Source organism: Priestia sp. SB1, from assembly GCF_038898415.1.
This window is the reverse complement of record NZ_JBBJSS010000001.1, coordinates 952,480-977,172: the sequence shown is the minus strand read 5'-3', so window position 1 is coordinate 977,172 and position 24,693 is coordinate 952,480. Positions and strand designations below refer to the sequence as shown.

The 24,693-nt window shown below is 39.3% G+C and carries 26 protein-coding genes and 1 other annotated feature; of the genes, 17 read left to right on the top strand and 9 right to left on the bottom strand.

Features of this window, described 5'->3' with window-relative positions:
* Positions 1-17: 17 nt before the first annotated feature.
* The gene (locus WKH56_RS05025; RefSeq protein WP_028411846.1) at positions 18-542 is read right to left on the bottom strand and encodes a phosphatase PAP2 family protein; all 525 of its coding nucleotides are present in this window, start codon (positions 540-542) and stop codon (positions 18-20) included.
* Positions 543-733: 191 nt separating this feature from the next.
* The gene (locus tag WKH56_RS05020; RefSeq protein ID WP_028411845.1) at positions 734-1,261 is read right to left on the bottom strand and encodes a gamma carbonic anhydrase; all 528 of its coding nucleotides are present in this window, start codon (positions 1,259-1,261) and stop codon (positions 734-736) included.
* Between the two features lie 107 nt (positions 1,262-1,368).
* Here WKH56_RS05020 and WKH56_RS05015 point away from each other — a divergent pair, with 107 nt between their 5' ends.
* Both WKH56_RS05015 and WKH56_RS05010 read left to right on the top strand, forming a co-directional pair.
* Positions 1,369-2,145: an alpha/beta fold hydrolase gene (locus WKH56_RS05015; protein WP_013059532.1), complete on the top strand. Its 777-nt coding sequence runs from the start codon at positions 1,369-1,371 to the stop codon at positions 2,143-2,145.
* A gap of 31 nt (positions 2,146-2,176) precedes the next feature.
* Positions 2,177-3,235, top strand: a complete 1,059-nt coding sequence (locus WKH56_RS05010) for a tetraprenyl-beta-curcumene synthase family protein (protein ID WP_028411844.1) — start codon at positions 2,177-2,179, stop codon at positions 3,233-3,235.
* Between the two features lie 12 nt (positions 3,236-3,247).
* Here the strand turns inward: WKH56_RS05010 and mnmM are convergent, their stop codons facing one another.
* Both mnmM and mnmL read right to left on the bottom strand, forming a co-directional pair.
* The gene (gene mnmM / locus WKH56_RS05005; protein ID WP_034271406.1) at positions 3,248-3,817 is read right to left on the bottom strand and encodes a tRNA 5-(aminomethyl)-2-thiouridylate-methyltransferase MnmM; all 570 of its coding nucleotides are present in this window, start codon (positions 3,815-3,817) and stop codon (positions 3,248-3,250) included.
* The gene (mnmL, locus tag WKH56_RS05000) at positions 3,814-4,776 is read right to left on the bottom strand and encodes a tRNA modification radical SAM protein MnmL/YtqA (RefSeq protein ID WP_063248622.1); all 963 of its coding nucleotides are present in this window, start codon (positions 4,774-4,776) and stop codon (positions 3,814-3,816) included. Before mnmL ends, mnmM begins: the two co-directional genes overlap by 4 nt.
* Before the next feature lie 169 nt (positions 4,777-4,945).
* Between mnmL and WKH56_RS04995 the strand changes: the two genes are divergently transcribed.
* From WKH56_RS04995 to WKH56_RS04965, 7 genes are all read left to right on the top strand, one after another.
* Positions 4,946-5,209 carry a YtzC family protein gene (locus WKH56_RS04995; RefSeq protein WP_013059528.1) on the top strand — a complete coding sequence of 88 codons (264 nt, stop codon included), beginning with the start codon at positions 4,946-4,948 and terminating at the stop codon, positions 5,207-5,209.
* Positions 5,210-5,221: 12 nt separating this feature from the next.
* On the top strand, positions 5,222-5,377 hold the full coding sequence (locus WKH56_RS04990; RefSeq protein WP_013059527.1) for a hypothetical protein: 156 nt from the start codon (positions 5,222-5,224) through the stop codon (positions 5,375-5,377).
* 158 nt (positions 5,378-5,535) lie between these two features.
* Positions 5,536-6,723: an MDR family MFS transporter gene (locus WKH56_RS04985; RefSeq protein ID WP_033579590.1), complete on the top strand. Its 1,188-nt coding sequence runs from the start codon at positions 5,536-5,538 to the stop codon at positions 6,721-6,723.
* A gap of 157 nt (positions 6,724-6,880) precedes the next feature.
* Positions 6,881-8,203 (top strand): GntP family permease, encoded by a 1,323-nt coding sequence (locus tag WKH56_RS04980; RefSeq protein WP_028411840.1) that lies wholly within the window; start codon positions 6,881-6,883, stop codon positions 8,201-8,203.
* 132 nt (positions 8,204-8,335) lie between these two features.
* A complete protein-coding gene (locus tag WKH56_RS04975; protein WP_155404579.1) occupies positions 8,336-8,533 on the top strand; it encodes a hypothetical protein in 198 nt (65 codons plus the stop codon).
* A gap of 81 nt (positions 8,534-8,614) precedes the next feature.
* Positions 8,615-8,833, top strand: a binding site (T-box leader).
* 64 nt (positions 8,834-8,897) lie between these two features.
* The gene (gene leuS / locus WKH56_RS04970; protein WP_310884122.1) at positions 8,898-11,312 is read left to right on the top strand and encodes a leucine--tRNA ligase; all 2,415 of its coding nucleotides are present in this window, start codon (positions 8,898-8,900) and stop codon (positions 11,310-11,312) included.
* 228 nt (positions 11,313-11,540) lie between these two features.
* Entirely contained in the window at positions 11,541-11,852 is a 312-nt protein-coding gene (locus WKH56_RS04965) for a rhodanese-like domain-containing protein (protein ID WP_028411838.1), read from the top strand.
* A gap of 46 nt (positions 11,853-11,898) precedes the next feature.
* Here the strand turns inward: WKH56_RS04965 and WKH56_RS04960 are convergent, their stop codons facing one another.
* The gene (locus WKH56_RS04960; protein WP_342834732.1) at positions 11,899-12,039 is read right to left on the bottom strand and encodes a hypothetical protein; all 141 of its coding nucleotides are present in this window, start codon (positions 12,037-12,039) and stop codon (positions 11,899-11,901) included.
* A 27-nt stretch (positions 12,040-12,066) separates the two neighbouring features.
* Between WKH56_RS04960 and WKH56_RS04955 the strand changes: the two genes are divergently transcribed.
* Positions 12,067-12,246, top strand: a complete 180-nt coding sequence (locus WKH56_RS04955; RefSeq protein WP_013059521.1) for a sporulation protein Cse60 — start codon at positions 12,067-12,069, stop codon at positions 12,244-12,246.
* A gap of 4 nt (positions 12,247-12,250) precedes the next feature.
* Here WKH56_RS04955 and WKH56_RS04950 read toward each other — a convergent pair whose 3' ends face one another.
* On the bottom strand, positions 12,251-13,522 hold the full coding sequence (locus WKH56_RS04950; protein WP_028411837.1) for a BaiN/RdsA family NAD(P)/FAD-dependent oxidoreductase: 1,272 nt from the start codon (positions 13,520-13,522) through the stop codon (positions 12,251-12,253).
* A 210-nt stretch (positions 13,523-13,732) separates the two neighbouring features.
* Here WKH56_RS04950 and WKH56_RS04945 point away from each other — a divergent pair, with 210 nt between their 5' ends.
* Positions 13,733-15,376: a putative polysaccharide biosynthesis protein gene (locus tag WKH56_RS04945; protein WP_168761354.1), complete on the top strand. Its 1,644-nt coding sequence runs from the start codon at positions 13,733-13,735 to the stop codon at positions 15,374-15,376.
* Between the two features lie 50 nt (positions 15,377-15,426).
* Positions 15,427-16,143, top strand: coding sequence for a pseudouridine synthase (locus WKH56_RS04940; RefSeq protein ID WP_028411835.1), 717 nt, complete (start codon positions 15,427-15,429; stop codon positions 16,141-16,143).
* A 222-nt stretch (positions 16,144-16,365) separates the two neighbouring features.
* Here the strand turns inward: WKH56_RS04940 and WKH56_RS04935 are convergent, their stop codons facing one another.
* Positions 16,366-16,587: a DeoR family transcriptional regulator gene (locus WKH56_RS04935; protein WP_013059517.1), complete on the bottom strand. Its 222-nt coding sequence runs from the start codon at positions 16,585-16,587 to the stop codon at positions 16,366-16,368.
* Between the two features lie 408 nt (positions 16,588-16,995).
* On the opposite strand from WKH56_RS04935, the gene pepV reads away from it, so the two are divergent.
* On the top strand, positions 16,996-18,399 hold the full coding sequence (pepV, locus tag WKH56_RS04930; protein ID WP_028411834.1) for a dipeptidase PepV: 1,404 nt from the start codon (positions 16,996-16,998) through the stop codon (positions 18,397-18,399).
* Here the strand turns inward: pepV and WKH56_RS04925 are convergent.
* Together WKH56_RS04925 and cysK are read right to left on the bottom strand one after the other, a co-directional pair.
* Positions 18,392-18,607 (bottom strand): hypothetical protein, encoded by a 216-nt coding sequence (locus tag WKH56_RS04925; RefSeq protein WP_047749728.1) that lies wholly within the window; start codon positions 18,605-18,607, stop codon positions 18,392-18,394. The genes pepV and WKH56_RS04925 overlap by 8 nt on opposite strands.
* A gap of 126 nt (positions 18,608-18,733) precedes the next feature.
* On the bottom strand, positions 18,734-19,666 hold the full coding sequence (gene cysK / locus WKH56_RS04920) for a cysteine synthase A (RefSeq protein WP_033579594.1): 933 nt from the start codon (positions 19,664-19,666) through the stop codon (positions 18,734-18,736).
* Positions 19,667-19,855: 189 nt separating this feature from the next.
* Between cysK and thpR the strand changes: the two genes are divergently transcribed.
* The 4 genes from thpR (at position 19,856) to WKH56_RS04900 (ending at position 24,692) form a co-directional block, all read left to right on the top strand.
* Positions 19,856-20,410, top strand: a complete 555-nt coding sequence (thpR, locus tag WKH56_RS04915) for an RNA 2',3'-cyclic phosphodiesterase (RefSeq protein ID WP_028411832.1) — start codon at positions 19,856-19,858, stop codon at positions 20,408-20,410.
* Between the two features lie 135 nt (positions 20,411-20,545).
* The gene (locus WKH56_RS04910) at positions 20,546-21,472 is read left to right on the top strand and encodes a hypothetical protein (protein WP_048019679.1); all 927 of its coding nucleotides are present in this window, start codon (positions 20,546-20,548) and stop codon (positions 21,470-21,472) included.
* Positions 21,473-21,564: 92 nt separating this feature from the next.
* A complete protein-coding gene (pulA, locus tag WKH56_RS04905) occupies positions 21,565-23,706 on the top strand; it encodes a type I pullulanase (RefSeq protein ID WP_048019680.1) in 2,142 nt (713 codons plus the stop codon).
* 161 nt (positions 23,707-23,867) lie between these two features.
* Positions 23,868-24,692 carry a phosphotransferase family protein gene (locus WKH56_RS04900; protein ID WP_176344694.1) on the top strand — a complete coding sequence of 275 codons (825 nt, stop codon included), beginning with the start codon at positions 23,868-23,870 and terminating at the stop codon, positions 24,690-24,692.
* The last annotated feature ends 1 nt before the right edge of the window (position 24,693 follow it).

The following is a 24,693-nucleotide window of genomic DNA, read 5'->3' as shown; positions in this document are numbered from 1 at the left end:
AGTACTCCTCCTATCAATTAGACTAAAAATATGTTCAGTGAAACAGCACCTGAAAAGATGCCGAGTATCAGGCCTACCATGACATCCGTCGGATAGTGCAGACCGAGATAAATTCTTGAAATGCCTACCGTTACTGCAAGCGGCAAAAGAACGGCAGCGAAGGCTGGGTAAGTAATCATCAGAGGGGTAACTAACGAAAAAATAGCCGTTGTATGCCCCGATGGAAATGAATGATCTTTTAATGGATTTTCTAATACTTTTGTATGCTTTAGTTGAATATAAGGCCGTTGTCTCGGATATAGCTTCTTAGCAATGGCAACAGGAATATGGCTAACGGCTAGAGAAAAGGCACAGGCGTAAGCGACGGATGAAGGATGCAGAAATAGTAGCAAGCACGCTATCACAATGGTAAACGTGGCTCCGCCGGCATGAGTTAGTAAACGTAAAAATCTATTTAAGTGCTTTCGATCAAAATGTTGATTTACACTTTTGAATAATCGGCATTCGGCATCGTATACATACTGAATTAACTTGGCTTTCATAGAGTCGCTCCCTTTTTAATAAATACGTCTTTATTATTCAGTTTAATCTTTAATTGTGGAGGCAGTACTAAAACGATGTAAATTAATATGGAAATTTCTTTACAATTGTGGAGAGAATAGAACATGATTAGAGAGTTTGTGGAGATACTAAAAAAATTCCCTCAGTATGACTTTCTGAGGGAACGTTTCCTTTATAATGAAGAATCAGATTTCTTAATAGACTTATAATACTGCCCTTTTTCTACATATTCTGTACGAATGCGCTGCATATCTTTTAAATCCTCCTCAGTCAGAGTGCGGATTACTTTAGCAGGTCGACCGAGTGCGAGAGTATTAGGTGGTATTTTTTTACCCGGAGGCACTAAACTTCCTGCACCGATAAAAGCACCTTCACCAATTTCCGCACCGTCTAAAATAATAGAGCCCATGCCAATGAGCGCGCGTTTGCGGATGATGGAGCTGTGTAAAATAACTTGATGTCCTACTGTCACATCATCCTCAATAAGCAAAGGAGCATTTGGGCTTTGATGGAGTGTTGATTGATCTTGTATATTTACTCGTTTCCCGATAATAGTAGGCGAAACATCTCCTCTAATAACGGTGTTAAACCAAATGCTACTTTCTTCACCAATGGTGACATCTCCAGTAATCGTGACATAGTCTGCGAGGAAGCAGCTGGGTGCAATATTAGGCATTTTTTCTTTATACGGATAAATCATCAAATCATCTCCCTTTATTAGTTGAAAAAAAGTAGTAAATCTTCTAATGTAAGTGTACAAAGGTTTTTAAAGCAGGTAAACAAAAAAAGGAAGAAGGAGTAACTCAAATGCATAAATGGGAAGCAGTAAATCCAAAAGGCGTTATTGTCATGGTCCATGGAGCAGCGGAGCATCACGGGCGCTATCGCTGGCTGATTGAGATGTGGCGTTCGGTTGGAATGCACGTAATCATGGGAGACCTTCCTGGCCAAGGCTTAACAACGAGAAGAAGAGGACATATCCTATCCTTTGATGAATATGTATATGAAGTGGAAGAATGGGTACGTGAAGCGCAAAAATATGATTTGCCTATTTTCCTGTTAGGACATAGTATGGGAGGACTGGCGGTTATTCGTACGCTGCAGACAAAAAATCTTCCTATATGGGGTGCGATTCTTTCCTCACCTTGTCTAGGATTAAAAGAGCAAGTACCAGCTTACTTAGATATGTTATCTAAAGGATTAAATAAAGTCATGCCGAACAAACTTTTTGATTTGGGTCTTACTGTTGAAAAAGCAACAAGAAACCAAGAAGTTCGAGATGAAGATGAAAACGACTCACTGTACGTTACAAAAGTTTCTGTAAGATGGTACCGAGAATTGATTCAAGCTGTTAACTTAGCTTTTAAAGATATCGATCGTTTGCCGGATGTTCCGCTTCTTGTGATGCAGGCAGGAGAAGATAAAATTATTGAAAAGCTGATTGTTAGACAGTGGTTTGATGAAATAGAGCTAAGTGAAAAAATCTACAAAGAATGGTCTCAGCTGTATCACGAAATCTTTAATGAGCCTGAAAGAGAATACGTTTTTACATACGCGAAAAGCTTTGTTGATCTTCACATTTAATGAGTGCTGTCAGAAATTGAGGTGAAAATAAATGAAGATTCCGTCTCGTCCTATTTCATTAATGAGAAAAATTTATCGAGAAGTGTTTCCCGTCGTTCATCATGAGCTTAACCATTGGCGGGAACGGGCAAAAGAGATTCCTAATAAAGAATTACGCACTCAAGCATTGGCAAGTATCGATACAAAAACTTTTCATTGTGAAGGAGGCGGCATCCTATCGATTTTAGCGAAAGAAAACATGATTGAATGCGTAAAATTTATCGTTGCCTACCAAACAATCAGCGATTACTTAGATAACTTATGTGACCGCAGCAATTCGCTCGATCCTAAAGATTTTGCAGCCTTACATGAATCGATGCCAGATGCGTTGACTCCTCATGCACCTCTTGGGGATTACTATCGTTTTCGAACGGATAAAGACGATGGAGGATATTTAGCGGAACTTGTCCAGACTTGTCAGCAGTCCTTGCGAAAAGCCTGTAATTACCATATCGTCTCTTCACATTTATTAGAACTAGCTACTTATTATTGTGATTTGCAAATACATAAGCATGTTGAAATCAAGGAAAGAGTTCCACGATTAGAGAATTGGTTTGATGCTCACCGGCACAGTGTTCCTGAAATGGAGTGGTATGAATTTTCAGCGTGCTCTGGTTCAACGTTAGGCATTTTTTGTTTGGCCGCTTACAGTTTTCAAGAAGAGATGACCAAAGAAATGACGGAGAAAATAAAAGCGGGATATTTTCCTTATATTCAAGGTTTACATATTTTACTCGATTATTTAATTGACCAAGAAGAAGATAAAGCAGGAGGAGATTTGAACTTTTGTTTTTATTATCCTCACTATCAGCAAATGATGGACCGCTTTTTGCATTTTGTTGTAAAAGCGGACGAATATGCTAAAAAACTGCCGGATTATCACTTTCACTGCTTTATCTATAAGGGACTCCTGGGCGTTTATTTGTCCGATCAAAAAGTGAGGGCACAAAAACATGTTCATGTGAATGCACGTCGATTAATCAAAGCGGGGGGAGCACTCAGCTACTTTTTCTATATCAACGGACGCTTGTACCGAATGTTAAAAAGATAAGCCATATGCGGCTTATCTTTTTTCAATAGCAATGATGAACGGAGGATTGTTTTGCTGATTCATGAAGCGATATTGTAAAACATGGACGTCTTTTTGATCCAGATTTTGGACGTACGTTAGTAAATCGTCTCTTTCTTGTTTCCCTTGTTCGTGTCCGTGATAAATAACGAGCACAATCACTCCTTCAGGTGCTAGCAAATCAAGTAACTGCTCAATTGCAGAAATTGTTGTTTCAGAAGTGGTGACGATGTCTTTATCTCCACCTGGTAAATAACCTAAATTAAAGACAGCGCCCGTCACTCGTCCATTAATAGAGTGGGGAAGCATGCTTATATTGCTATGGCTTTCTTGGATAAGCGTGACTCGTTTTTCTACATGATGTTCTGTCAATCGCTGCTGAGTTGCTTGAATGGCTTGGGGCTGAATGTCAAATCCATATACACGACCTGTATCTCCGACTAAGTTGGCTAAGAACAATGTATCATGTCCATTTCCTGCTGTAGCATCAATCGCGACATCTCCTTCGGCCACAGCATTAGTGAGCAACGTGCGGGCAAAAGGCAGGATACGTTCTATTTTCATCTTTCCATCAACTCTTTTTCGTAATATTTTCCTTGATAGCTTTGGCGACGTTCGAGCTCTTGATCAATGGCATTTAATACGCTCCACTTATTTACGCTCCACATCGGTCCGATCATGAGGTCTATCGGTCCATCACCGGTAATACGATGAACAATCATCTCAGAAGGGATTACTTCGAGCTGATCGCATACAAGCTTTACATATTCTTCAAATGAAAGAAATTCAACAAGGCCCTTTTCATACTGTTTGACCATAGGAGTTCCTTTTAGTAAATGAAGCAGATGAATCTTAATTCCTTGAACGTCTAATTTTGCTACTTCCCGTACCGTTTCCATCATCATCTCAGGTGTTTCTAAAGGCAAACCATTAATGATGTGAGAACAAACGCGAATACCGTGTTTTCGAAGCTTTGCTACACCATCTACATAGCATTGATGATCGTGTGCCCGGTTGATAAGCAGTGAAGTTCGTTCATGAACAGTTTGCAGTCCAAGTTCTACCCATAGATAAGTTCGTTCATTTAATTCAGCCAAGTACTCCACCACATCGTCGGGGAGACAGTCAGGGCGCGTGGCGATAGAAACCCCAACAACTCCGGGAAGCTTTAAGACCGCTTCATATTTTTCACGAAGCTCCTCAACAGGAGCGTGAGTGTTAGTGAATGCTTGAAAGTAAGCAACGTATTTTCCGTCTTTCCATTTATGATGCATTTTTTCACGGATTTCGTTAAATTGTGTCACAAGATCATCCGCTCTGTTTCCAGCGAAATCTCCTGAACCGGCAGCGCTGCAAAACGTACAGCCGCCGTGAGCTACCGTGCCGTCTCTGTTTGGACAATCAAATCCTCCATCTAAGGCTACTTTAAATACCTTATGGCCAAAGTGGTTACGTAAGTGGTAATTCCAGGTATGATAACGTTTGTTTTCAGATTTATACGGAAATGGGTTTGTCTGATTCAAATCAGCAACCTCCTTTTTACATGCAATATACATCAACAAATTGTATCAAAAACGTGAAAAAGTGCCAAACAAATTTAAGGATGCTTATATTTAACAGGTTCTTCTTGTCGTAAAGGAGAGTAAAGTTGCGCAAAATAAGACAGAAATGAACGAATAGGAGGAATAGACAATGACAACTCGTCAAGCAGTGGATCAACTTATGCAGCAGTGTGAAGATGCTATTCGCTTTGGACAAGGTCAGTTACAGGAAGGCATGAAACAAGAACATTACAATGACACTGAATATACAAAAGCACAGGAAAAATTAGAAAATGCTTATAAAGAAATTGAAGAGTTTTCTCACAGTGCAAATGCACAGCAAAGAGAGCAGCTATATCGCATGCGCCTGCAAGTTCAGCAGCTGCAAAATAAATTGATTACAACTCAGCATTAAGGAGAGGATTTTATGGCAACTCGTTCAAATCAAAATAACCCGGAACAAAAAACAAAAAACGGGATCAACAGCAATGATATTGAGCTAGGAAAAGATTTTGATCCTGTAAAAGAATTAAAAGCACGGAACAGCAAGCGTGCCCAGCCGGTTCGTTCGAAGCAAAAATAAGCGGTAAAAAGGTGATTTTGCATGATATTGTCATGTGAAATCACCTTTTTAAATAGTCAGCGAATTTCAAATAAATTGTCTATATGTAAAAGCATTGCGAACCCTTTAAGAAAAGACTAGAATGTACGTTGGCATTCGAATAGATAGGGGGGAGATCAATGCCCAAGTCACTTTGGTTTTTGATTATTGGTATGCTTGTAAACGTAACGGGAGCTTCGTTTTTATGGCCTCTCAATACAATTTATATAAATGAACATTTAGGAAAGTCGTTATCCGTTGCAGGAGTGGTTCTTATGCTGAACTCTGCTGCAAGCGTAGTGGGTAATTTACTAGGGGGAACGCTTTTTGACAAAATTGGAGGATATAAATCCATTTTATCAGGAATTATTATTACCCTTGTTGCATTAGTGGGACTGGTGTTTTTTCATGGTTGGCCTACATACGTTGTTCTCTTGGTTATTGTAGGATTTGGATCTGGTATTGTGTTTCCATCTATGTATGCAATGGCAGGCTCAGTCTGGCCACAAGGCGGAAGAAAAGCATTTAATGCGATGTACGTTGCTCAAAATGCAGGAGTGGCTATTGGCGCAGCGGTAGGGGGCGTTGTAGCATCCTATTCATTTACGTATATTTTCTTAGCTAATACAATTTTATACGTTATTTTTCTTCTTATTGCTATTTTTTCATACCGTCATATTTCGGTTACAGTTGGGCAAACGAATGTCCTTAATGAAGCCGGTAGTATTCAGCACAAAACGAAACTGACGGCCCTTCTTATTTTATGTACAGGATACGTATTATGCTGGGTCGCGTATGTTCAGTGGCAAACAACGATTGCTACGCATACGCGTGAGTTGAATATACCTCTTTCTAGCTACAGTTTGCTTTGGACGATTAACGGCATTTTAATTGTAGTCGGTCAGCCTTTGATTGTGCCTATCATTCAAAAAGTAGCAAAGACATTAAAAGTACAGGTTCTAATTGGAACGGTTATTTTTGTGGCTTCTTTCATCATCGTGGTGAATGCCACAACATTTTCGCAGTTCTTAACAGCAATGATTGTGTTAACAGTTGGAGAAATGTTTGTTTGGCCAGCAATTCCAGCTGTCGCAAGTCAGTTAGCTCCATCAGGAAAAGAAGGGTTTTATCAAGGCGTAGTCAACAGTATGGCTACTGCAGGTAAAATGATTGGCCCTCTCTTTGGAGGCATTATTTTCGATGCGTTTAATATGTCTACCCTGTGCTATTTATTAATTGCACTATTGTTATTTAGCATGTGTACAACATGGATATACGATTATAAATTAAAAGAAAAACGTCAGCGTTCACTAACCATCTCTAAATAAATAGAGGTGGTTTTATTTTTGACTGTTCAATAAACGTAGGAATGTCTTCAGTATTCCTTTAATAATATAGTAAGGGTCGTGACAAGCAAAGAAAGGAGTATATACCTGTAAAAATGTAAGCGTTTTCTAATTATATAACTTCTTGGGGGGCTAGAATATGCTTAGTATGATTGGATTAATTGGAGGATTATTGCTGCTCATTGTATTAACGATGAGAGGCATGAATTTATTTATAGCAGGTCCGCTTAGTGCTTTAGTTGTTGCGTTAACAAGCGGAATGCCTTTATTTCCACAGCTGGTGAAAGAAGGAGAAGCAAATTTTGTTGGGAATTATATGTCTGGTTTCACAGGATTTATTGCTTCTTGGTATTTAATGTTTCTATTGGGCGCCGTTTTTGGAAAAGTGATGGAAGACAGCGGGGCCGCTGATAGTGTTTCTCGCTGGATTGTCAGTAAACTAGGAATGAAAAGAGCAGTGTTGGCGATTGTACTTGCCTGTGCGGTCTTAACATATGGAGGAGTCAGTCTGTTTGTAGTAGCATTCTCTGTCTATCCAATGGCTTTAAGCTTATTCAAACAAGCTGATTTGCCGAGGCGGTTTATCCCTGCTGCTTTAGCATTCGGTTCCGTTACGTTTACGATGACCTCGGCTGGATCGCCTGAAATCCAAAACTGGATTCCAATTGAATATTTAAAGACTAGTCCGTATGCAGGATGGGAAGTTAGTTTAGTTGTAGCGGTAGTGATGGCTGTATTCGGCTACTGGTGGTTAAAGCGCTTGATTTCAAAAGCAGTTAAAAATGGAGAGCGTTTTATATCACGCGAGAAAGATCCAGCAGTAACGGAAAATCAGTCTCTTCCTAATCCGTTATTAAGTTTGCTTCCGCTTGTGGTCGTGCTCATTATTTCTTTTGCACTTCATAAGCCGCTTCAGCAATCTGCGTTGATTGTCGCACTTTTAAGCGGTATTATTGTCACATACATTGTGAACCGAAAACACTTTAAAGGATTTTGGAATGCAGCATCAGAAGGGACGCTTGGAGCGTTAATTGCAATTGGGAATACAGCTGCTGTCGTAGGTTTTGGAGGGGTTGCTAAGGCTGTTCCCGCGTTTGGAGTGGCTGTAGATGCCATGACGCATATTCCAGGCAGTCCGTTGATAGGGGGAGCTATTGCGGTGAGTGTTATCGCGGGGATGACAGGTTCGGCTTCAGGAGGTCAGGCGATTGCTTTGCCAATTTTAGCCCCTCACTATCTAGATGCTGGTGTAAATCCAGAAGCTCTCCATCGTGTAGTAGCTATATCTTCTGGCGTATTAGATTCCTTGCCTCATAATGGTTATGTCGTCACCACAATTAATTCTATTTGTGGAGAAACTCATAAAGATGCGTATGGATCAGTTGCAGCGATGACGGTAATTGTTCCGCTTGTTGGTCTCGTACTTGCGATTATCCTGTTTTCTTTTGGATTTGGTATTTAATAATAGCTGTTAAAGAAAGTAGAGGCGGGGACAAAAGTATTTTAGCTGAAGGAAGATCCGAACGATAAATCGTTCGGATCTTTTCATTATTATGGTGAACTCGGCTTTTATGTGTTTAGTTGCTTTAAGCTGTTGATTGGAGCGCAAGATGAAGCCTTGCACGGAAATGAACAGTTTTGTAGCAAGGAGTCCAGATATCCTATTTATTCAGCTTTAGATAGGATTAACTTAATTATGTCTAAATCTCTTTGTTTGGCGTTGTATGTATGTTTTTGGGAGAAGTTGTTCATATATAAGAATGAAAGAGGGGATTTAGCAACAAAGCAGTGAGGCAGTGTAGAAACTTTTACAAAATCCGTTGAACAACTTGCAGTTTGCGAACATATTATTTACAATACAAGGTAGTATGATGTAAAAACTATGATAAGGAATAGTAGTGAACGAAGCGAGCTAAGAGAGCTGACGGGTGGTGCGAGTCAGCAAACGGGCGTTCATGAACTCACCTTGGAGTTGTAAATGTGAAGTAAAGTAACATTTACCGTCTATCCGCGTTAAGGAAAATGAGTGAGTACATAATTGTGCTAATTTGGGTGGTACCGCGGGAAGTTTATTCAACCTCTCGTCCCTTTGTTTGAGGGATGAGGGGTTTTTTAGTTTAATTAAATACAGCTGGAGCGTACAAGGAGGATTATGTATGGCTTTTAATCATGAAAAGATCGAACAAAAATGGCAAAAAGTTTGGGAAGAAAATAAAACATTTAGAACAACAGAAGATGAAGGAAAGCGTAAGTTTTACGCATTAGATATGTTCCCTTATCCATCTGGGGCGGGTTTACACGTTGGGCATCCAGAAGGTTATACAGCAACGGACATTTTATCTCGTATGAAGCGTATGCAAGGATACAATGTACTTCATCCAATGGGATGGGATGCATTCGGACTACCTGCTGAGCAGTATGCATTAGATACAGGAAACGATCCGGCTGAGTTCACTGAACTTAACATTAATAATTTCCGTCGTCAAATCAAATCGTTAGGTTTCTCTTACGATTGGGAGCGTGAAATTAATACAACTGATCCTAACTACTACAAATGGACGCAGTGGATTTTCTTACAGTTATATAAAAAAGGCTTAGCTTATGTGGATGAAGTAGCTGTTAACTGGTGTCCTGCGTTGGGAACAGTACTTGCAAACGAAGAAGTTATAGATGGCAAAAGTGAGCGCGGTGGGCATCCGGTTGAGCGTCGTCCAATGAAGCAGTGGATGCTTAAAATCACAGCTTATGCAGATCGTTTACTAGAAGATTTAGATGATCTTGATTGGCCAGAAAGTATTAAAGAAATGCAGCGAAACTGGATTGGCCGCTCTGAAGGAGCTCACGTTCACTTCACAATTGATGGATATGACGAAACATTTACTGTGTTCACAACGCGTCCTGATACGCTGTTTGGGGCAACGTATGCCGTTTTAGCACCTGAACATCCGTTTGTGGATAAAATTACGACAGCCGAACAAAAAGAAGCGGTAGAAGCGTATTTAGATCAAATTAAAAGCAAAAGCGATTTAGAGCGTACAGACTTAGCTAAAGACAAAACGGGCGTATTCACAGGTGCTTATGCAATTAACCCTGTAAACGGTGAGAGAATGCCAATTTGGATTGCTGACTATGTTCTAATGAGCTATGGTACAGGTGCAATTATGGCTGTTCCTGCTCATGATGAGCGTGATTATGAGTTTGCTGTTAAATTTGAACTGCCGATTAAAGAAGTAGTAGCGGGTGGAGACGTTTCAAAAGAAGCTTATACAGGCGACGGCGAGCACGTTAATTCAGACTTCTTAAATGGTCTAGACAAAGAAGAAGCAATTTCAAATATGATTCAGTGGCTTCAAGAAAATGAAAAAGGTGAAAAACAAGTAACATACCGTCTGCGTGACTGGTTATTCAGCCGTCAGCGCTACTGGGGTGAACCGATTCCTGTTATTCACTGGGAAGATGGCACAACAACTGCAGTTCCTGAAGATCAGCTTCCGCTTGTTTTACCAAAAACAACTGAAATCAAGCCGTCAGGTACAGGTGAATCTCCATTAGCAAACATTGATGACTGGGTGAACGTTGTAGATCCGGAAACGGGCAAAAAAGGGCGCCGCGAAACAAATACAATGCCTCAATGGGCAGGCAGCTGCTGGTATTACTTACGCTACATTGATCCAACGAACAGCGAAGCATTAGCAGATGCAGACAAATTAAAAGAATGGTTGCCGGTTGATATTTATATCGGTGGAGCTGAACACGCTGTTCTTCATCTATTGTATGCTCGTTTCTGGCATAAATTTTTATATGATATCGGCGTAGTTCCAACAAAAGAGCCGTTCCAAAAACTGTTTAACCAAGGTATGATTCTTGGAGAAAACAATGAAAAAATGAGTAAGTCAAAAGGTAACGTTGTAAACCCAGACGAAATCGTAGAAAGCCACGGTGCAGATACGCTTCGCCTTTACGAAATGTTTATGGGACCGTTAGATGCATCCATTGCTTGGTCAACAAAAGGGCTTGATGGTGCACGCCGTTTCTTAGATCGTGTATGGCGTTTACTTATCGAGGATAATGGTGAATTAAGCAGCAAGGTTCAAGAAAGCAATGATACTACACTTGAACGCGTATATCACCAAACGGTGAAAAAAGTAACGGAAGATTACGAAGGTCTTCGTTTTAATACAGGTATCTCTCAACTTATGGTATTCATCAACGACGCATACAAAGTTGATGTGCTGCCAAAGCAATACGTAGAAGGATTTGTGAAGCTATTAGCACCAATTTGTCCTCATACAACTGAGGAATTATGGAGCAAACTAGGCCACGAAGATACGATTTCATATGAAGCTTGGCCTGCGTTTGATGAAGCGAAGCTTGTAGATGATGAAGTGGAAATTGTCGTTCAAATTAACGGTAAAGTACGTGCAAAATTAAACGTACCTGCTGAGGCATCTCGTGAAGAGCTTCAAGATATTGCAATGGCTAATGAAGATGTTCAAGAGTTCATTGAAGGTAAGACAGTACGCAAAGTGATTGCTGTGCCTGGTAAATTAGTAAACATCGTAGCTAATTAAGTATTGATGTAGAACAGCCCCCCTGACTAAAGAGCAGTCAGGGGGGCTGTTCTAGACCTAAGCGTCTGATGTCCCCCTTTCGGGGTTGACATCAGGCCCTTAGTTTACGATTGGAAAAGCTTAGGTAGGCTGCTGCTTAAGCTTTTCTTATTTAGTGGCATAAAGGTATTTGAATTTGCTACAATAGCGATAGCAAGCTGAATGAAAGAATAGAGAGGAATGACGAAGATGGAAGAAGTAAAAGTGATTACGCCTGAAGAGCTTCAAAAACGCGTTGAAAATGGAGAAGAGCTTCATTTAGTTGATGTTCGCGAAGATGAGGAAGTAGCAGAAGGAATGATTCCAACTGCTAAACACATTCGTATGAATGATATTCCAACTAATGTGGATTATTTCGATAAAGAAAAAGAATATATTTTCATTTGCCGTTCTGGACGCCGCAGTGAAAACGTATGTTACTACCTTCAAGAACAAGGTTATAAAGTAACAAATATGGTTGGCGGTATGTTAGAGTGGGAAGGAAAAACGGTTAATAAATAAGAAAAAGCGCCTTTGACAGGCGCTTTTTTCTTTTGGAATGAAACTTCTACCATTCGACTAAAATGATAGTAGCAAAACAAATGATGACTAAATCTATAAAAGTCTTCATAAAAATAGAGGTAGGAAGAAGTTGAAAATCAGTACGAAAGCCATCATTGAGAGAAGCAGTCCATTCTGATTGAAACAAATTTGATAGGACAAGGTGGTAGAAGCTATGATACAGGTGAAAATGTTTGATAAAGAGCATGAAAAAGATTTAGAGTTTGCGGTGAACCGATTTTTACGCAAATTAGAAGATGAAGACGTCGTGGATATTAAGTACCAAGTCACAGTGGATGTTGATCGTGATGAGCAGGTGTACTGTTTTTCAGCCATGGTTATGTATAAAGCCTAGCATATTATGCTAGGCTTGTTGCAAATTCTCCTGCATTACTGCCAGCCAAACGGCCTGTTACAAGGGCAGAAGTAATATTGTATCCTCCAGTATATCCGTGGATATCAAGAATTTCCCCGCAGAAGTAAAGGCCTTGCATAAATTTAGAAGACATTTCTTTTGGGTGAATTTCTTTAACGGATACTCCGCCTCCTGTGACGAAGGCTTTCTCTAAAGAAAGTGTGCCGTTTACAGCAAATTCAAATCGTTTGCACATTCTCGAGAATTCTCTCAGTTTTTCATGCTGAAGCTGTCCCGCTAGCGCTTGGCTATCAATGTCTGCTTGCTCGAGTAAAAATAATAGATAGCGTTCAGATACAAAACCTTTTAAAACATTTTTAATCGCTTTTTTCGGCTCTTCTTTTGTTGTTTTGACTAATTGTTGAAAAATCTCTTCTTCGTTTTGGCTAGGAAATAAATCAAGAGACATTTGAACAGTGTTGCTTTTTTGTTTCTTTAACTCTTTAACAACATATTGGCTGCAGCGAAGAGCGGCAGGGCCAGAGATGCCAAAGTGAGTGAAAATCATATCCATCTGATGAGTGATGACAGGTTTGCCTTTTTTATTAAGTACGCTTAGTCCTACGTTGCGAAGCGATAGACCTTGAAGCGTTTTTGTTTTAATAAAGTGTTCGCTAGATGTAATAGGAACTTCTGTTGGGTAAAGTTCAGTAATTTTATGACCTGCATCTTTTGCCCATTGATAACCGTCTCCTGTCGAACCCGTATGAGGCACTGATTTTCCGCCTACTGCAATCACAACGCTTTTCGTTTGGATTGCTTCTCCGTCTTGAAGCACAACTTCTTTCACGGTGTTGTTTTCATAGTTTACGCGTTTAACGGCTGTGTTTGTGCGAATTGTTACACGAAGACGGTGAAGTTCACTAATTAATGCATCAACAACAGATTGTGCTTTATTGCTAACCGGAAACATACGCCCGTGATCTTCTTCTTTTAATTTAATTCCAAGGCCTTCAAAATAGGAGATGATATCTTCGTTATTAAAAACAGAAAACGCACTGTATAAAAAGCGTCCGTTTCCTGGAATGTGTTTAATAAGTTCATCAATCGGAAGGCGGTTTGTTACATTACAGCGGCCCCCTCCAGAAATGGCAAGCTTTCGTCCGAGTTTATTGCCTTTATCAATTAATAATACGTTTGCACCTGACTCACCAGCTGCAATCGATGCCATCAAACCAGAAGGTCCTCCTCCGATTACGACTACATCATATATCATACTTTCACCAACCTGTCTATTCTTAAAAAATTTTAGTTTGTTCACTGACAAATCTCTCAACATTGGATAAAATGGGCTATAGTCTTTGTTTTTTAGCTTGTTGACGAGTGTGAGTGAGTATAAGACCTTTCTTAGTGTATACTCTCACTTGCTTCTTTTCAATTCTATCATTATTATCAGTATGTAACATTAAGTATCGGAGGCAAACGTATGTCTGATTCAAAATTGTTAAGAGGGACCTTTGTGCTAACGCTTGGCACTTATGTATCCCGAATTCTGGGAATGATTTATTTATTTCCATTTGCGATCCTTGTTGGAACCGTAGGGGGAGCACTGTTTGGTTATGGATATAACCAATATGCTATTTATTTAAGTATTGCTACAGCCGGTATGCCAATGGCCGTATCGAAATTTGTATCAAAATATAATGCACTCGGTGATTATTATACGAGTAGAAGAATGTATCGGGCCGGCATGAAATTAATGCTTGTCACAGGAATACTTGCATTTTTACTTTTATATTCGTTAGCGCCTGTTATGTCTAGAATTACACTTGGAGGTTCTGATTTAAATAACTCCTTAGAAGATGTAGTAATGGTTATGCGAATGGTTAGTGTTGCGTTAATTGTAGTACCGATGATGAGTTTAATGCGAGGATTTTTCCAAGGTCACCAGTCTATGGGTCCAACAGCCGTTTCACAGGTAGTTGAACAACTTGTGCGGGTTGTCTTTTTATTGGTATCTACCTATATTGTGATCAAAGTTGTGCATGGAAGTCTTGCACTAGCCGTTGGATTTGCTACAATGGGTGCTTTTGTAGGAGCTCTTGCTGGACTTGCCGTATTAATTTGGTACTGGAAAAAACGAAAGCCTCATCTCGATAAAATGGTGAACGAGCAGACGGTAACGCCTACGCGTATTTCTACCGTATCCATTTTTAAAGAGCTGCTTACGTATTCATTGCCCTATGTATTTGTCAGCTTAGCTATTCCGCTTTATCAGTATGTGGATCAATTCACATTTAACCGTGCGATGGTAGCGGCTGGACAAAAAGAAATAGCGGAGTCCATGAACGGAATTGTTCAGTCTTATGTTCCAAAGCTTGTGATGATTCCTGTTTCATTAGCTACTGCATTCGGTTTGACTCTTGTACCAACGATTACACGTTCATTTGTGAATAAAGATTATAATGTATTGCAAAAGCAAATTGATCAAACATATCAAACGATTATGTTTCTTGTGCTGCCAGCATCTGTAGGGTTAATGGCTTTAGCTGGTCCAGCATATACGTTTTTCTTTGGAACAGATGCATCGGATGCGGGTGGAAATGTCTTGCTTTATTATGCACCCGTAGCTTTATTGTTCTCGTTTTTCACGGTTAATGGAGCTATTTTACAAGGGATCAACAAACAAAAATATGCTGTTTTAAGTCTATTATTTGGATTGATTGTGAAAATTGTCGTGAACGTGCCATTTATTCTTATGTTCCACGAGATCGGTTCAGTTTTAGCGACAGCACTAGGCTATATCGTATCTCTTGTTTATATGTTTGCGCTTATTCAAAAACACGCAAAATATAACTACAGTGAGTTTATAAAACGCTCTGTGCTCATTCTCATTTTTGTTGCGATTATGGGAATCAGCGTAAAAATTGTTTCAGTAGTAATTGGTCTGTTTACAACCCCAGGACGATTCTCTGCCACGGTTATTACGATTATAGGAGCAGCAGTAGGCGGCCTTATTTACTTTATTATTACCTATCGTTCAAGCCTGCTTGAAAAAGTAATGGGAGCGAGGGTAACAGGTGCAATTGAACGAAAGATACTGCGCCGAAATAAACAGCGCAGTGCATAAGAAGATGACTCGTTAGAGTCATCTTCTTTTCAAAAAAAGGAGGATATTACATGCGTTTGGATAAATTGCTTTCTACCATTGGGTACGGAAGCCGAAAAGAAGTTAAAGGTCTTTTAAAGACTGGAGCTGTTAAGGTAGACGGTACAGCGGTTAAAGATGCTAAGGTACATGTTAATCCAGATGAACAAGAAATAACTGTGCATGGCGAAGCCGTTTCTTACCGAGAATTTGTTTACTTTATGCTGCATAAGCCGCAAGGTGTCATATCAGCGACGGAAGATTCTCTTCATGAAACAGTTTTGGACTTATTGGAAATTGACGATGCTGTGTATGACCCATTTCCGGTAGGGCGTTTAGACAAAGATACAGAAGGGCTCTTGCTGCTGACAAATGATGGTCAGCTTGCACATCAGCTGCTATCTCCTAAAAAGCACGTTCCTAAAACGTATTTTGCAAAAATTAATGCGCCGGTGACTGAAGAAGATGCTGAAGCATTTAGACAGGGTGTCACTCTTGATGATGGATACGTAACAAAATCAGCAGAGTTAAAGGTACTAACAAGCGGTGTGGAATCAGAAATTGAATTAACGATCGTTGAAGGGAAATTTCATCAAGTGAAGCGTATGTTTGAAGCAAGAGGAAAAAAAGTAACGTATTTAAAACGTTTATCTATGGGAGCTTTGCTATTAGACGAGTCGTTAGATTTAGGAGAGTACAGGGAGTTAACGGAAGAAGAACTAGCTTTATTACAAAAATCAAATGCCTAAGAAGAGGCGAAAGAAAAAGGAACCTAAGTCTAAAATGGTTCCTTTTTTTGTCCACTTTATTCGACAAGTGAAACATTTCACGTTAAAGCACTTAAACGAGTACCAACTCTGCTTGACGTGCAAATGGAGCGGGGGACTATGCACTCGTCCAAGTCTTGACTTTCTACTGCGTAGAATTTTATCTCTATATATAAATCACTTACTACCCTTGAAATAAACTTACTAGGATGACATCTTGACCTTCTTTTGCGTAGTCGTCCATGTACCGCGACTTGGGCTGCGAACTAAATCATTATATGCTAACACATTCAAGTCACGCTGAATGGTTCTTGGTGTAATACCAAATTCGTCTACGAGCTCTTGCGTTGTAACTGTTCCATTTTTACAAATGAACATATAGACCGATTTGATACGAGTTAGCATTCGATTAGTTGAAGGTTTCAAAAAACCACTTCCTTATTCGTTTTTCGTAAGGCACAACTTCTTTATAACTCTGAGATGTCAAGCACTATTTCAGTCCTTATCCTTATTGTACACAAAATCGACAGAAAAATAAAAGAGAAAACGCAAATTAACACAATATTTACAAAAAATGATATAAATATGTAATCCTTTCGTAACATCTCCTTCCTCTATTTGCACATTTTTTATAGTATATGTAAACAATAAACAAATAGAATCCGTTTTTATCGATTGTGCCTACAAATTATTTCCCGGAATTTTGACTCTGTAAACCTTTGATATAAAAGGAAAGAGACAATTATTTCTTTCTATATAAAGGTATGATAAAGTTAAATTTACCAATAGTAATGATAGATACAATCTGTAAAAGCAGGCAAAGGAGGCACACAGATGACAGCAATTAATTGGAAAGAGGAAGTGCAAAAAAGAGAAGCTGAAATTCTAGCTGAGACGCAGCGTTTTTTGCAAATTAAAAGTGTTTTGACAAGCACAGAAAAAAAAGAAGAGCCATTTGGACCTGGAGTTGCTCAAGCGCTTCACTTTCTTTTAAACAAAGGAAAAAATGACGGGTTTTCCGTCAAGAACGTAGACGGATATGCAGGTCATATTGAAGCGGGAGAAGGAAAAGACCTTCTTGGCATTTTGTGTCACGTAGACGTCGTTCCTGAAGGAGACGGGTGGTCGGTTGATCCATACGGCGGTGAAATAAAAGACGGGAAAATTTTTGCTAGAGGAGCAATCGACGATAAGGGCCCGACGATGGCTGCTTATTATGCGATGAAAATTGTGAAAGATTTAGGGCTTCCTCTATCTAAGCGGGTTCGAATGATTATTGGAACGGATGAAGAAAGTGACTGGAGATGTGTGGACCACTACTTCAATCATGAAGAGATGCCAACGATGGGATTTGCGCCGGATGCGGATTTTCCTATCATTTATGCTGAAAAAGGCATTACAGATGTAGAAATTCGCCAGCAGCCCATTGAAGGAACAAAGGGAAGCGTCCAGCTTACATCATTTGTCTCTGGGCGACGCTACAATATGGTTCCTGATCTTGCAACAGCTGTTCTTGAATTCCATAGTGAAACGGATATTAAAAATAAATATGATCAATTTTTAAAAGATAAGTCTTTAAAAGGTTCAATAACCGAAAAGAGCGGTGCGTATACACTTACTCTAGAAGGAGTTTCAGCACATGGAAGCGTGCCTGATAAAGGGAAAAATGCTGGGCTTACACTTCTTCGCTTTTTACACACATTAGAACTTGATGAACAAGCTAATCAGTTTGTAGGTTATGCAAATGCGTATTTAGTCCAAGATGCACTAGGAGAAAAAATGGGCTTAAATCGCAAAGATGAGGTCACGGGTGATTTAACGATAAATGTGGGAATCATGTCTTATAATCAAGAAGAAGCGGGGCACTTTGGCTTAAATATTCGCTATCCTGTATCAGCTCATATTGACGATATTATTGATACGATTAAAGAAAAAAGTGAATCTTATCAAATGACTATCAAACATTTTACAGATTCTAAACCACATCACGTCGATCAAAAACATGAGCTTATTCAAACGCTTCAAAAGGTTTACCAAGAACAAACAAATGAAGAACCTACGCTTATTTCAATTGGAGGAGGAACATATGCCAGAGCATTAGAAGCGGGTGTGGCATTTGGACCTCTTTTCCCAGGCCGTGAAGAAGTAGCGCACGAAAAAGACGAGTACATGGTAATTGAAGATTTGCTTCGTGCAACAGCTATTTATGCACAGGCTATTTACGAATTGGCTAAATAAAAAGAGGTTGAGACATAACGAAACGAATCCAATTTAAAGGTGAATAACTAGGATACATGAGCTGGACTGTTTGTGACACCGCAGTTGATTTCCATGCAAGGCTTCGCTTTCCGCGGGCGGCCGCTGAGTCTCCTCGTCGCCTGGGCTCCTGCGGGGTCTCACCTGTTCTGCTTTTCCCGCAGGAGTCTTCGCCTTGCCCTCCAATCAACTGCTAGAAGTAACGAAACCGATGAACCTACATTCACCATCACAAAAAAACGAACCATGAATCAAACATGTTGATCAATGGTTCGTTTTTCATTTGAGCTAAAATCCTTTTGTTCCAGCCTCTTTATTATTCATATGAGAATAGGTCGCTTGATAAATAACGTTCACCTGTATCGCAAGCAATACATACGACCACTTGATCAGGAGATAATTTTTTGGCTACCTCGATAGCAGCATAGCACGCAGCGCCAGATGAAGGACCGACTAAAATCCCTTCTTCAGAAGCTAGGCGTCGCGTAATATCGTAGGCTTGTTCATCTTTAATTTTTAAAATTTCGTCGTAAACCTCTATGTTAAGCGTATCAGGAATAAATCCAGGGCTTGTTCCTACAAGCTTGTGCTTTCCAGGTCTTCCTCCAGATAATACAGGAGACCCAGCTGGTTCCACAACATGAACGGTCATATTTGGGTAGTTTTCTCTTAGGACTTCACCTGTGCCCGTGATCGTTCCGCCTGTTCCAGCAGTAGCAACAAAAGCAGATAGGTCTTTTCCTAAATCGTTCATTGCCTCAATAATTTCCTTAGCAGTCGTTTTTCGATGTGCGTCAGGGTTTGCATTATTTTCAAACTGCATGGGCATAAATGCATTTGGAATTTCTTTTGTAAGCTCTTCTGCCTTACGGATTGCGCCAGGCATTTTTTCATCGCCAGGTGTTAGAACAACTTCAGCACCATATGCTTTTAACAAGTTAATTCGTTCTTGAGTCATCGTATCGGGCATGACTAAAATAGAACGATACCCTCTTGCTGCTGCATTCATAGCTAAGCCAATACCTGTATTTCCGCTCGTTGGTTCAATAATGGTGGAATTTTCATTGAGCAAGCCTGCTTTTTCAGCTTCCACGATCATATTAAAAGCAGCACGGTCTTTTACACTACGGCTCGGATTAAAAAATTCTAGTTTTAAGTAAACGGATGCTCCATCTGCTGGTTGAAGACGATTCAATTTAACAAGAGGTGTCTCGCCAATCAAATCAGCCATATTGTTAACAACTTTCATTTTTCTCATCCTTTTCTTATAAAAATTCTCTGTATTATTTCTATGATAACACAATTTCTTATTTTTTAAGCACATGACAAATTTTCAGAAAAACCTCTCTATTTGATCCAGAAAACCTTTAAAATAAATCTAGCTCTTTTTGAACATGACAAATTGGGGAAAGATAATGAAAAGAAAAGGAGGGATTTGATGAAAAGTGATCAACACTATTTTATTGGAATCAACGTGCCAGTCTCCATTGCATATCAGGCAGAAAATTGGGCAAAAGAATTAACACCTTTTCCTTTTAAACAATGGACATACCCTGACGATTATCATATAACACTACAATTCTTAGGATTTGTAGATAACAAAAAGGAAAAGCTGATTAACCGCTTAAAAGAAGTAGCCTCCCGTCATTCAAGTTTTTCACTGCAGACCGTTCAGTACGATGTGTTCGGTGCGTATAACAAGCCTAGAGTGCTTTATGTAAGCCTTAAGCCAAATGATAAGCTTGTGAATCTACAAAGGGATATACAAGCTGTATGGGGAGACCTAAGCGGCTTATACGAAAAACGTCCTTATCGTCCTCATATTACGATTGCAAAGAAGTGGGGAGGGGAAGCCGGGCTTTCGGAAGAGCAGTTAAAGCAAACGTCGGTTGAAGAACAGTTTCAAGTAAGTTCATTTGCCCTTTTTGAAGTTCATCCTGCTAGCAAACCTAAATATAAAAAAATACTATCTTTTTCATTGCAGTCACAGTAGCATATGAACATACAAGCATGGAGAGAGGTTATTTAAAGATCACTCTTATTAAAGGAAAGAAAACGCCGATGATAATAGAGAAACAATCGGTGAACCAAGTGTTAGAGGAATTTTAATTAGGGGATTGATGTAAACGTGGCGCAGCTACTTAAGGTGCAAGATTATATTTCCCGTTATGAAAAAGACGTTTATCACTACACGTCTCAGTTTAATCATTTAAAAAAACATAATTGGAAGAAAGCAAAGCAATTGTTTGAACAAGGGCTATTACATGGCCCTCCTGTAAAAGAAGAAACAAAAGCTCAACGTTCATTTTTGCAAAAAGCAAAAGAGCGGTTTACAAGGAAAAAAGAAACGCTTGAAGTGGAAGAAGCGTTCTCTAGCGATAGCGTGGAAAATCAAGAGCTATTGAGGTTTACAACTCTTCCACAAACAGCGGAAGATTTGAAAATATTGTTTTTAGAAAATGTATTTGATCTTCAAATGAAATGGGCTACATCCACTTTATTTGAGTTCTCGCAAGCAGATCGTAAATATTACCATGATGAAGCTCTCCGTTATTTTATTCAGCGCTTTCCTGATACGTATCTCGTGATGTACAAGCCTGTTTTCCTGATTAATAAAGCTCCGGTAGAAGGGGATATCATTATTGTTACTCCAACGGAAACCCTCTGTATTTGTTTAATAGAAACATATAAAAGTGCTGTTTTTCAGTATTCAAAGGAAAATTTTTGGACAGAGTTAAGAGGAAGAGATCAAAAAAAGATATTAAATCCGTTAATTGGGTTAAATCGAATGGAGCAAATTGTCCGAAGTATCTATCGTACTCACGATATTGAACATAGCGTAAAGAAAATATTACTAAGCAGAAATGGATACATTGACTACGCTGCGGAGCCTTATCAGGTTGAATTTGTAGATGCTAGAAAGTATGAAGAATGGTTTTATGAACTTAGGAAATCTAAAGCGCCTTTAAAGTTTAAACAGATGAAAGCAGCTCAGGTACTGCTCGAACACAGCCAGAGTATTTATTTTGACCGGGAATTCGAAGCAGATGAATAATCCGAACATTCATGCTATGAAAGTGCTTTCGTTTTTGCGTTTGCTACATATAATGCTACTAAAGAGGTAATTGGCATAAGGAGGAGAAAAGGATGACTGGTGATAATAAGTTTCAGGCTTATTTAGATCAAATAGATCGTATTACTGTTTTAGTTCCAACTTCTTATCATGAAGGTCAAATTGATTTTTTTGTGATTAAAGGTGCACAAATGCATGAGACCATCTCTATTGAAAACGTACATGAATTAGAAGGTTTTATCAAATATGAAGGTAAGGTTGAAGAGAGCATAGAAATTGGACATTCGTACGTTATCTGTGATAATCACGGGGAGAAAGTTCCGTTGCAGGTAGGGGCTGTTATACGAACAAAAGAGTTTGATGAAAGATTTTATTATAATCAAAATGATTTGGGTGCAGCCTTTTATTCAGATCATATTATGATAAAAGTCTGGGCCCCGACTGCATCAGCAGTGGTTTTAAAATTAATACATGCAAATAGCGGAGAAGAAGAACTGTACGTTATGACTCGTCAAAGAAAAGGCGTATGGGAAAAGGAACTTCCCTTAGATAAAGAAGGGTATTATTATCGATTTTTAATAGATGTAAACGGTCGGACAAATGAAGCGGTGGACCCTTATGCCGTTGCAGCTACAGCAAATAGTGAATACGGAGTTCTGATAAATCTTCATACAGCCTATGTTCATCCCCATGAAAAGCCGCCTTTCCTTCAGCCAACGGATGCCGTTATTTACGAAATGCATGTTCGAGACTTTTCTATTCATCCTTCAAGCGGGATAGAAAAAAAAGGTACGTACCTAGCTGTTACTGAATCAAGCGGTCAGCCAGGCAAACCAACAGGCCTCCATTATTTAAAAGAGCTAGGAGTGACCCATCTTGAATTTCTTCCTATTAACGACTTTGGCGGAGTAGATGAATTAAATCCTCATGCTTCTTATAATTGGGGGTATAATCCATTGTTGTTTAATGTGCCGGAAGGAAGCTACTCCGCTGACCCTTCAAATCCCACCACTCGTATTGTTGAAGTGAAGCAATTAATATCAACGCTTCATCAACAGGGATTCCGTGTTATTATAGATGTAGTTTATAATCACGTATTTGTACGAGAAGAATCACCTTTTGAAAAAATTGTTCCGGGCTATTATTTTCGACATGATGAGTTTGGGATGCCTTCGAACGGGACGGGAGTAGGAAATGATTTTGCTTCTGAACGGAAAATGGCGCAAAAGTTTATTATCGATTCAGTATTATTTTGGATAAAAGAGTACGATGTTGATGGTTTTCGTTTTGACCTCATGGGAATTTTAGATATAGAAACGATGAAAATCATTCGGAAAAAAATAAATGAAATTGATTCTACTATTTTAGTGTTTGGCGAAGGCTGGGATTTAAATACGCCTCTTCCCCACACTCAAAAAGCAATGATGGCGAATGCCCGCCAAACACCTCAAATCGGCTATTTTAATGACCGCTTTCGAGATTCTGTAAAAGGAAGCACGTTCGATGTGTATGAAAAAGGTTTTATCAGCGGGAATATTCATCAAAAAGAAGCAGTGCAATCTGTGATAGCGGGTAGCATTCTGGATAAAGAAGACAGTCCCGCTTTATTTATAAATCCAGCACAGTCAATTAATTATGTTGAATCACATGATAATCATACGCTGTGGGATAAGTTAACGAATTCAAACGGAGAAGAAGACGAAGACACTCGTAGAAGTCGTCATCGCCTTGCTACTGCTATTGTGCTTCTTTCACAAGGCATACCGTTTCTTCATAGTGGTCAAGAGTTTTACCGCACTAAAAAAGGCGTAGAGAACAGCTATAATTCACCCGATGATATTAATGCACTCGATTGGAATCGAAGAAGGGAATTTTCTTCTGATGTGAATTGGGTTCAAGAGCTGATTCGTATTCGCAAACAGCACGATGCATTTCGCTTGGGGGATGCTTCAGCGATTAGGCAGCATGTCTCTTTTCTAAACACGCCGCAATCCGTTATTGGCTATTGCTTATCAAACGTATTGGCTTACGGTCCGTGGAAGAATATTATTGTGTTTTTTAATCAAGGCCTAATGGAAGAAAAAGTAGTTTTGCCAGAAGGACCATGGAAAATAGCACTTGATCATTGTAAAGTATATAAAAATGGGTATCCTACTATAGAGGATAATGCTATAAATGTTCCAAAGCTTAGCGTTCTTATTTTATTTCAAACGTAATTATTGTCTTCAACCACTTGACGAAAAAAGTGTGATGGAGATAATATTTATAAAGGATGGCTATTGATACATATCCTCAATAGCCGTCTTTTTTATTTACTAAGAAAATAACGTCATGATGTCTTAATAGATTGCTTTATTGAGTGAAATTTTTAAACGAAATGTGTGTGTTGAAATTGAAGGTGAATTGGTTGGAAGATATATTAGGAAGCGAATGGGAAATTACTCCTGCTGGCGGAGCGACAGGAGAAGCTTATTTTGCAAAATTTCAAGACCGAAAGCTTTTTTTAAAGCGTAATTCATCACCTTTTTTAGCAGTATTGTCAGCTGAAGGAATTGTACCGAAGCTCGTGTGGACAAGACGAATGGAAAATGGAGATGTGATCACAGCTCAGCACTGGCTAGATGGTCGAGAATTAAAACCAAAAGATATGAATTCGAGTCGAGTGACAGAATTGCTTAGTAAAATTCATCATTCAAACGAGTTATTAGATATGTTGAAAAGGTTAGGGAAAACACCGCTTCTTCCCGGAGACGTGCTAGCCGATATTCTAGAGAACGTGGACGAGCGACTTCAAAAAGAGAGTATTGTAGAGCAGGGAATCAGCTATTTACAAGCAGAGCTTCCGTCCATTCAGACAGATAAATATGTGGTATGTCACTGTGATGTGAACCACAATAACTGGATGCTTGGAGAGAATACGCAGCTATATTTAATCGATTGGGACGGAGCGATGATTGCAGATCCTGCTATTGATTTAGGTTTATTGCTTTATTGGTACATCAATCCATCTCAGTGGGAAGAATGGCTTGAGCATTATGGGGTTGAACTAACTGAGAACTTGAAAACGAGAATGAAGTGGTATGTGATAAGTCAAACCATTTTATTCATTGAATGGCATCGTTCGAAAAATGAACATTCTGAAATGAATTACTGGCTTGAATATCTTCGGATGTTGCTCGTCAACGACATTCAAGCACAGTAGC

Excerpts from the sequence above, each read along its gene's own strand:
- pepV (WP_028411834.1), top strand. The coding sequence starts at position 16,996 with ATGACAGCAATTAATTGGAAAGAGGAAGTGCAAAAAAGAGAAGCTGAA.
- leuS (WP_310884122.1), top strand. The coding sequence starts at position 8,898 with ATGGCTTTTAATCATGAAAAGATCGAACAAAAATGGCAAAAAGTTTGG.
- WKH56_RS04900 (WP_176344694.1), top strand. The coding sequence starts at position 23,868 with ATGTGTGTGTTGAAATTGAAGGTGAATTGGTTGGAAGATATATTAGGA.
- WKH56_RS04995 (WP_013059528.1), top strand. The coding sequence starts at position 4,946 with ATGACAACTCGTCAAGCAGTGGATCAACTTATGCAGCAGTGTGAAGAT.
- WKH56_RS04990 (WP_013059527.1), top strand. The coding sequence starts at position 5,222 with ATGGCAACTCGTTCAAATCAAAATAACCCGGAACAAAAAACAAAAAAC.
- WKH56_RS05025 (WP_028411846.1), bottom strand. The coding sequence starts at position 542 with ATGAAAGCCAAGTTAATTCAGTATGTATACGATGCCGAATGCCGATTA.
- cysK (WP_033579594.1), bottom strand. The coding sequence starts at position 19,666 with ATGAAAGTTGTTAACAATATGGCTGATTTGATTGGCGAGACACCTCTT.
- WKH56_RS05020 (WP_028411845.1), bottom strand. The coding sequence starts at position 1,261 with ATGATTTATCCGTATAAAGAAAAAATGCCTAATATTGCACCCAGCTGC.
- WKH56_RS04985 (WP_033579590.1), top strand. The coding sequence starts at position 5,536 with ATGCCCAAGTCACTTTGGTTTTTGATTATTGGTATGCTTGTAAACGTA.
- WKH56_RS04965 (WP_028411838.1), top strand. The coding sequence starts at position 11,541 with ATGGAAGAAGTAAAAGTGATTACGCCTGAAGAGCTTCAAAAACGCGTT.
- thpR (WP_028411832.1), top strand. The coding sequence starts at position 19,856 with ATGAAAAGTGATCAACACTATTTTATTGGAATCAACGTGCCAGTCTCC.
- WKH56_RS04955 (WP_013059521.1), top strand. The coding sequence starts at position 12,067 with ATGATACAGGTGAAAATGTTTGATAAAGAGCATGAAAAAGATTTAGAG.
- WKH56_RS05010 (WP_028411844.1), top strand. The coding sequence starts at position 2,177 with ATGAAGATTCCGTCTCGTCCTATTTCATTAATGAGAAAAATTTATCGA.
- pulA (WP_048019680.1), top strand. The coding sequence starts at position 21,565 with ATGACTGGTGATAATAAGTTTCAGGCTTATTTAGATCAAATAGATCGT.
- WKH56_RS04945 (WP_168761354.1), top strand. The coding sequence starts at position 13,733 with ATGTCTGATTCAAAATTGTTAAGAGGGACCTTTGTGCTAACGCTTGGC.
- mnmM (WP_034271406.1), bottom strand. The coding sequence starts at position 3,817 with ATGAAAATAGAACGTATCCTGCCTTTTGCCCGCACGTTGCTCACTAAT.
- WKH56_RS04980 (WP_028411840.1), top strand. The coding sequence starts at position 6,881 with ATGCTTAGTATGATTGGATTAATTGGAGGATTATTGCTGCTCATTGTA.
- WKH56_RS04950 (WP_028411837.1), bottom strand. The coding sequence starts at position 13,522 with ATGATATATGATGTAGTCGTAATCGGAGGAGGACCTTCTGGTTTGATG.
- WKH56_RS04940 (WP_028411835.1), top strand. The coding sequence starts at position 15,427 with ATGCGTTTGGATAAATTGCTTTCTACCATTGGGTACGGAAGCCGAAAA.
- WKH56_RS05015 (WP_013059532.1), top strand. The coding sequence starts at position 1,369 with ATGCATAAATGGGAAGCAGTAAATCCAAAAGGCGTTATTGTCATGGTC.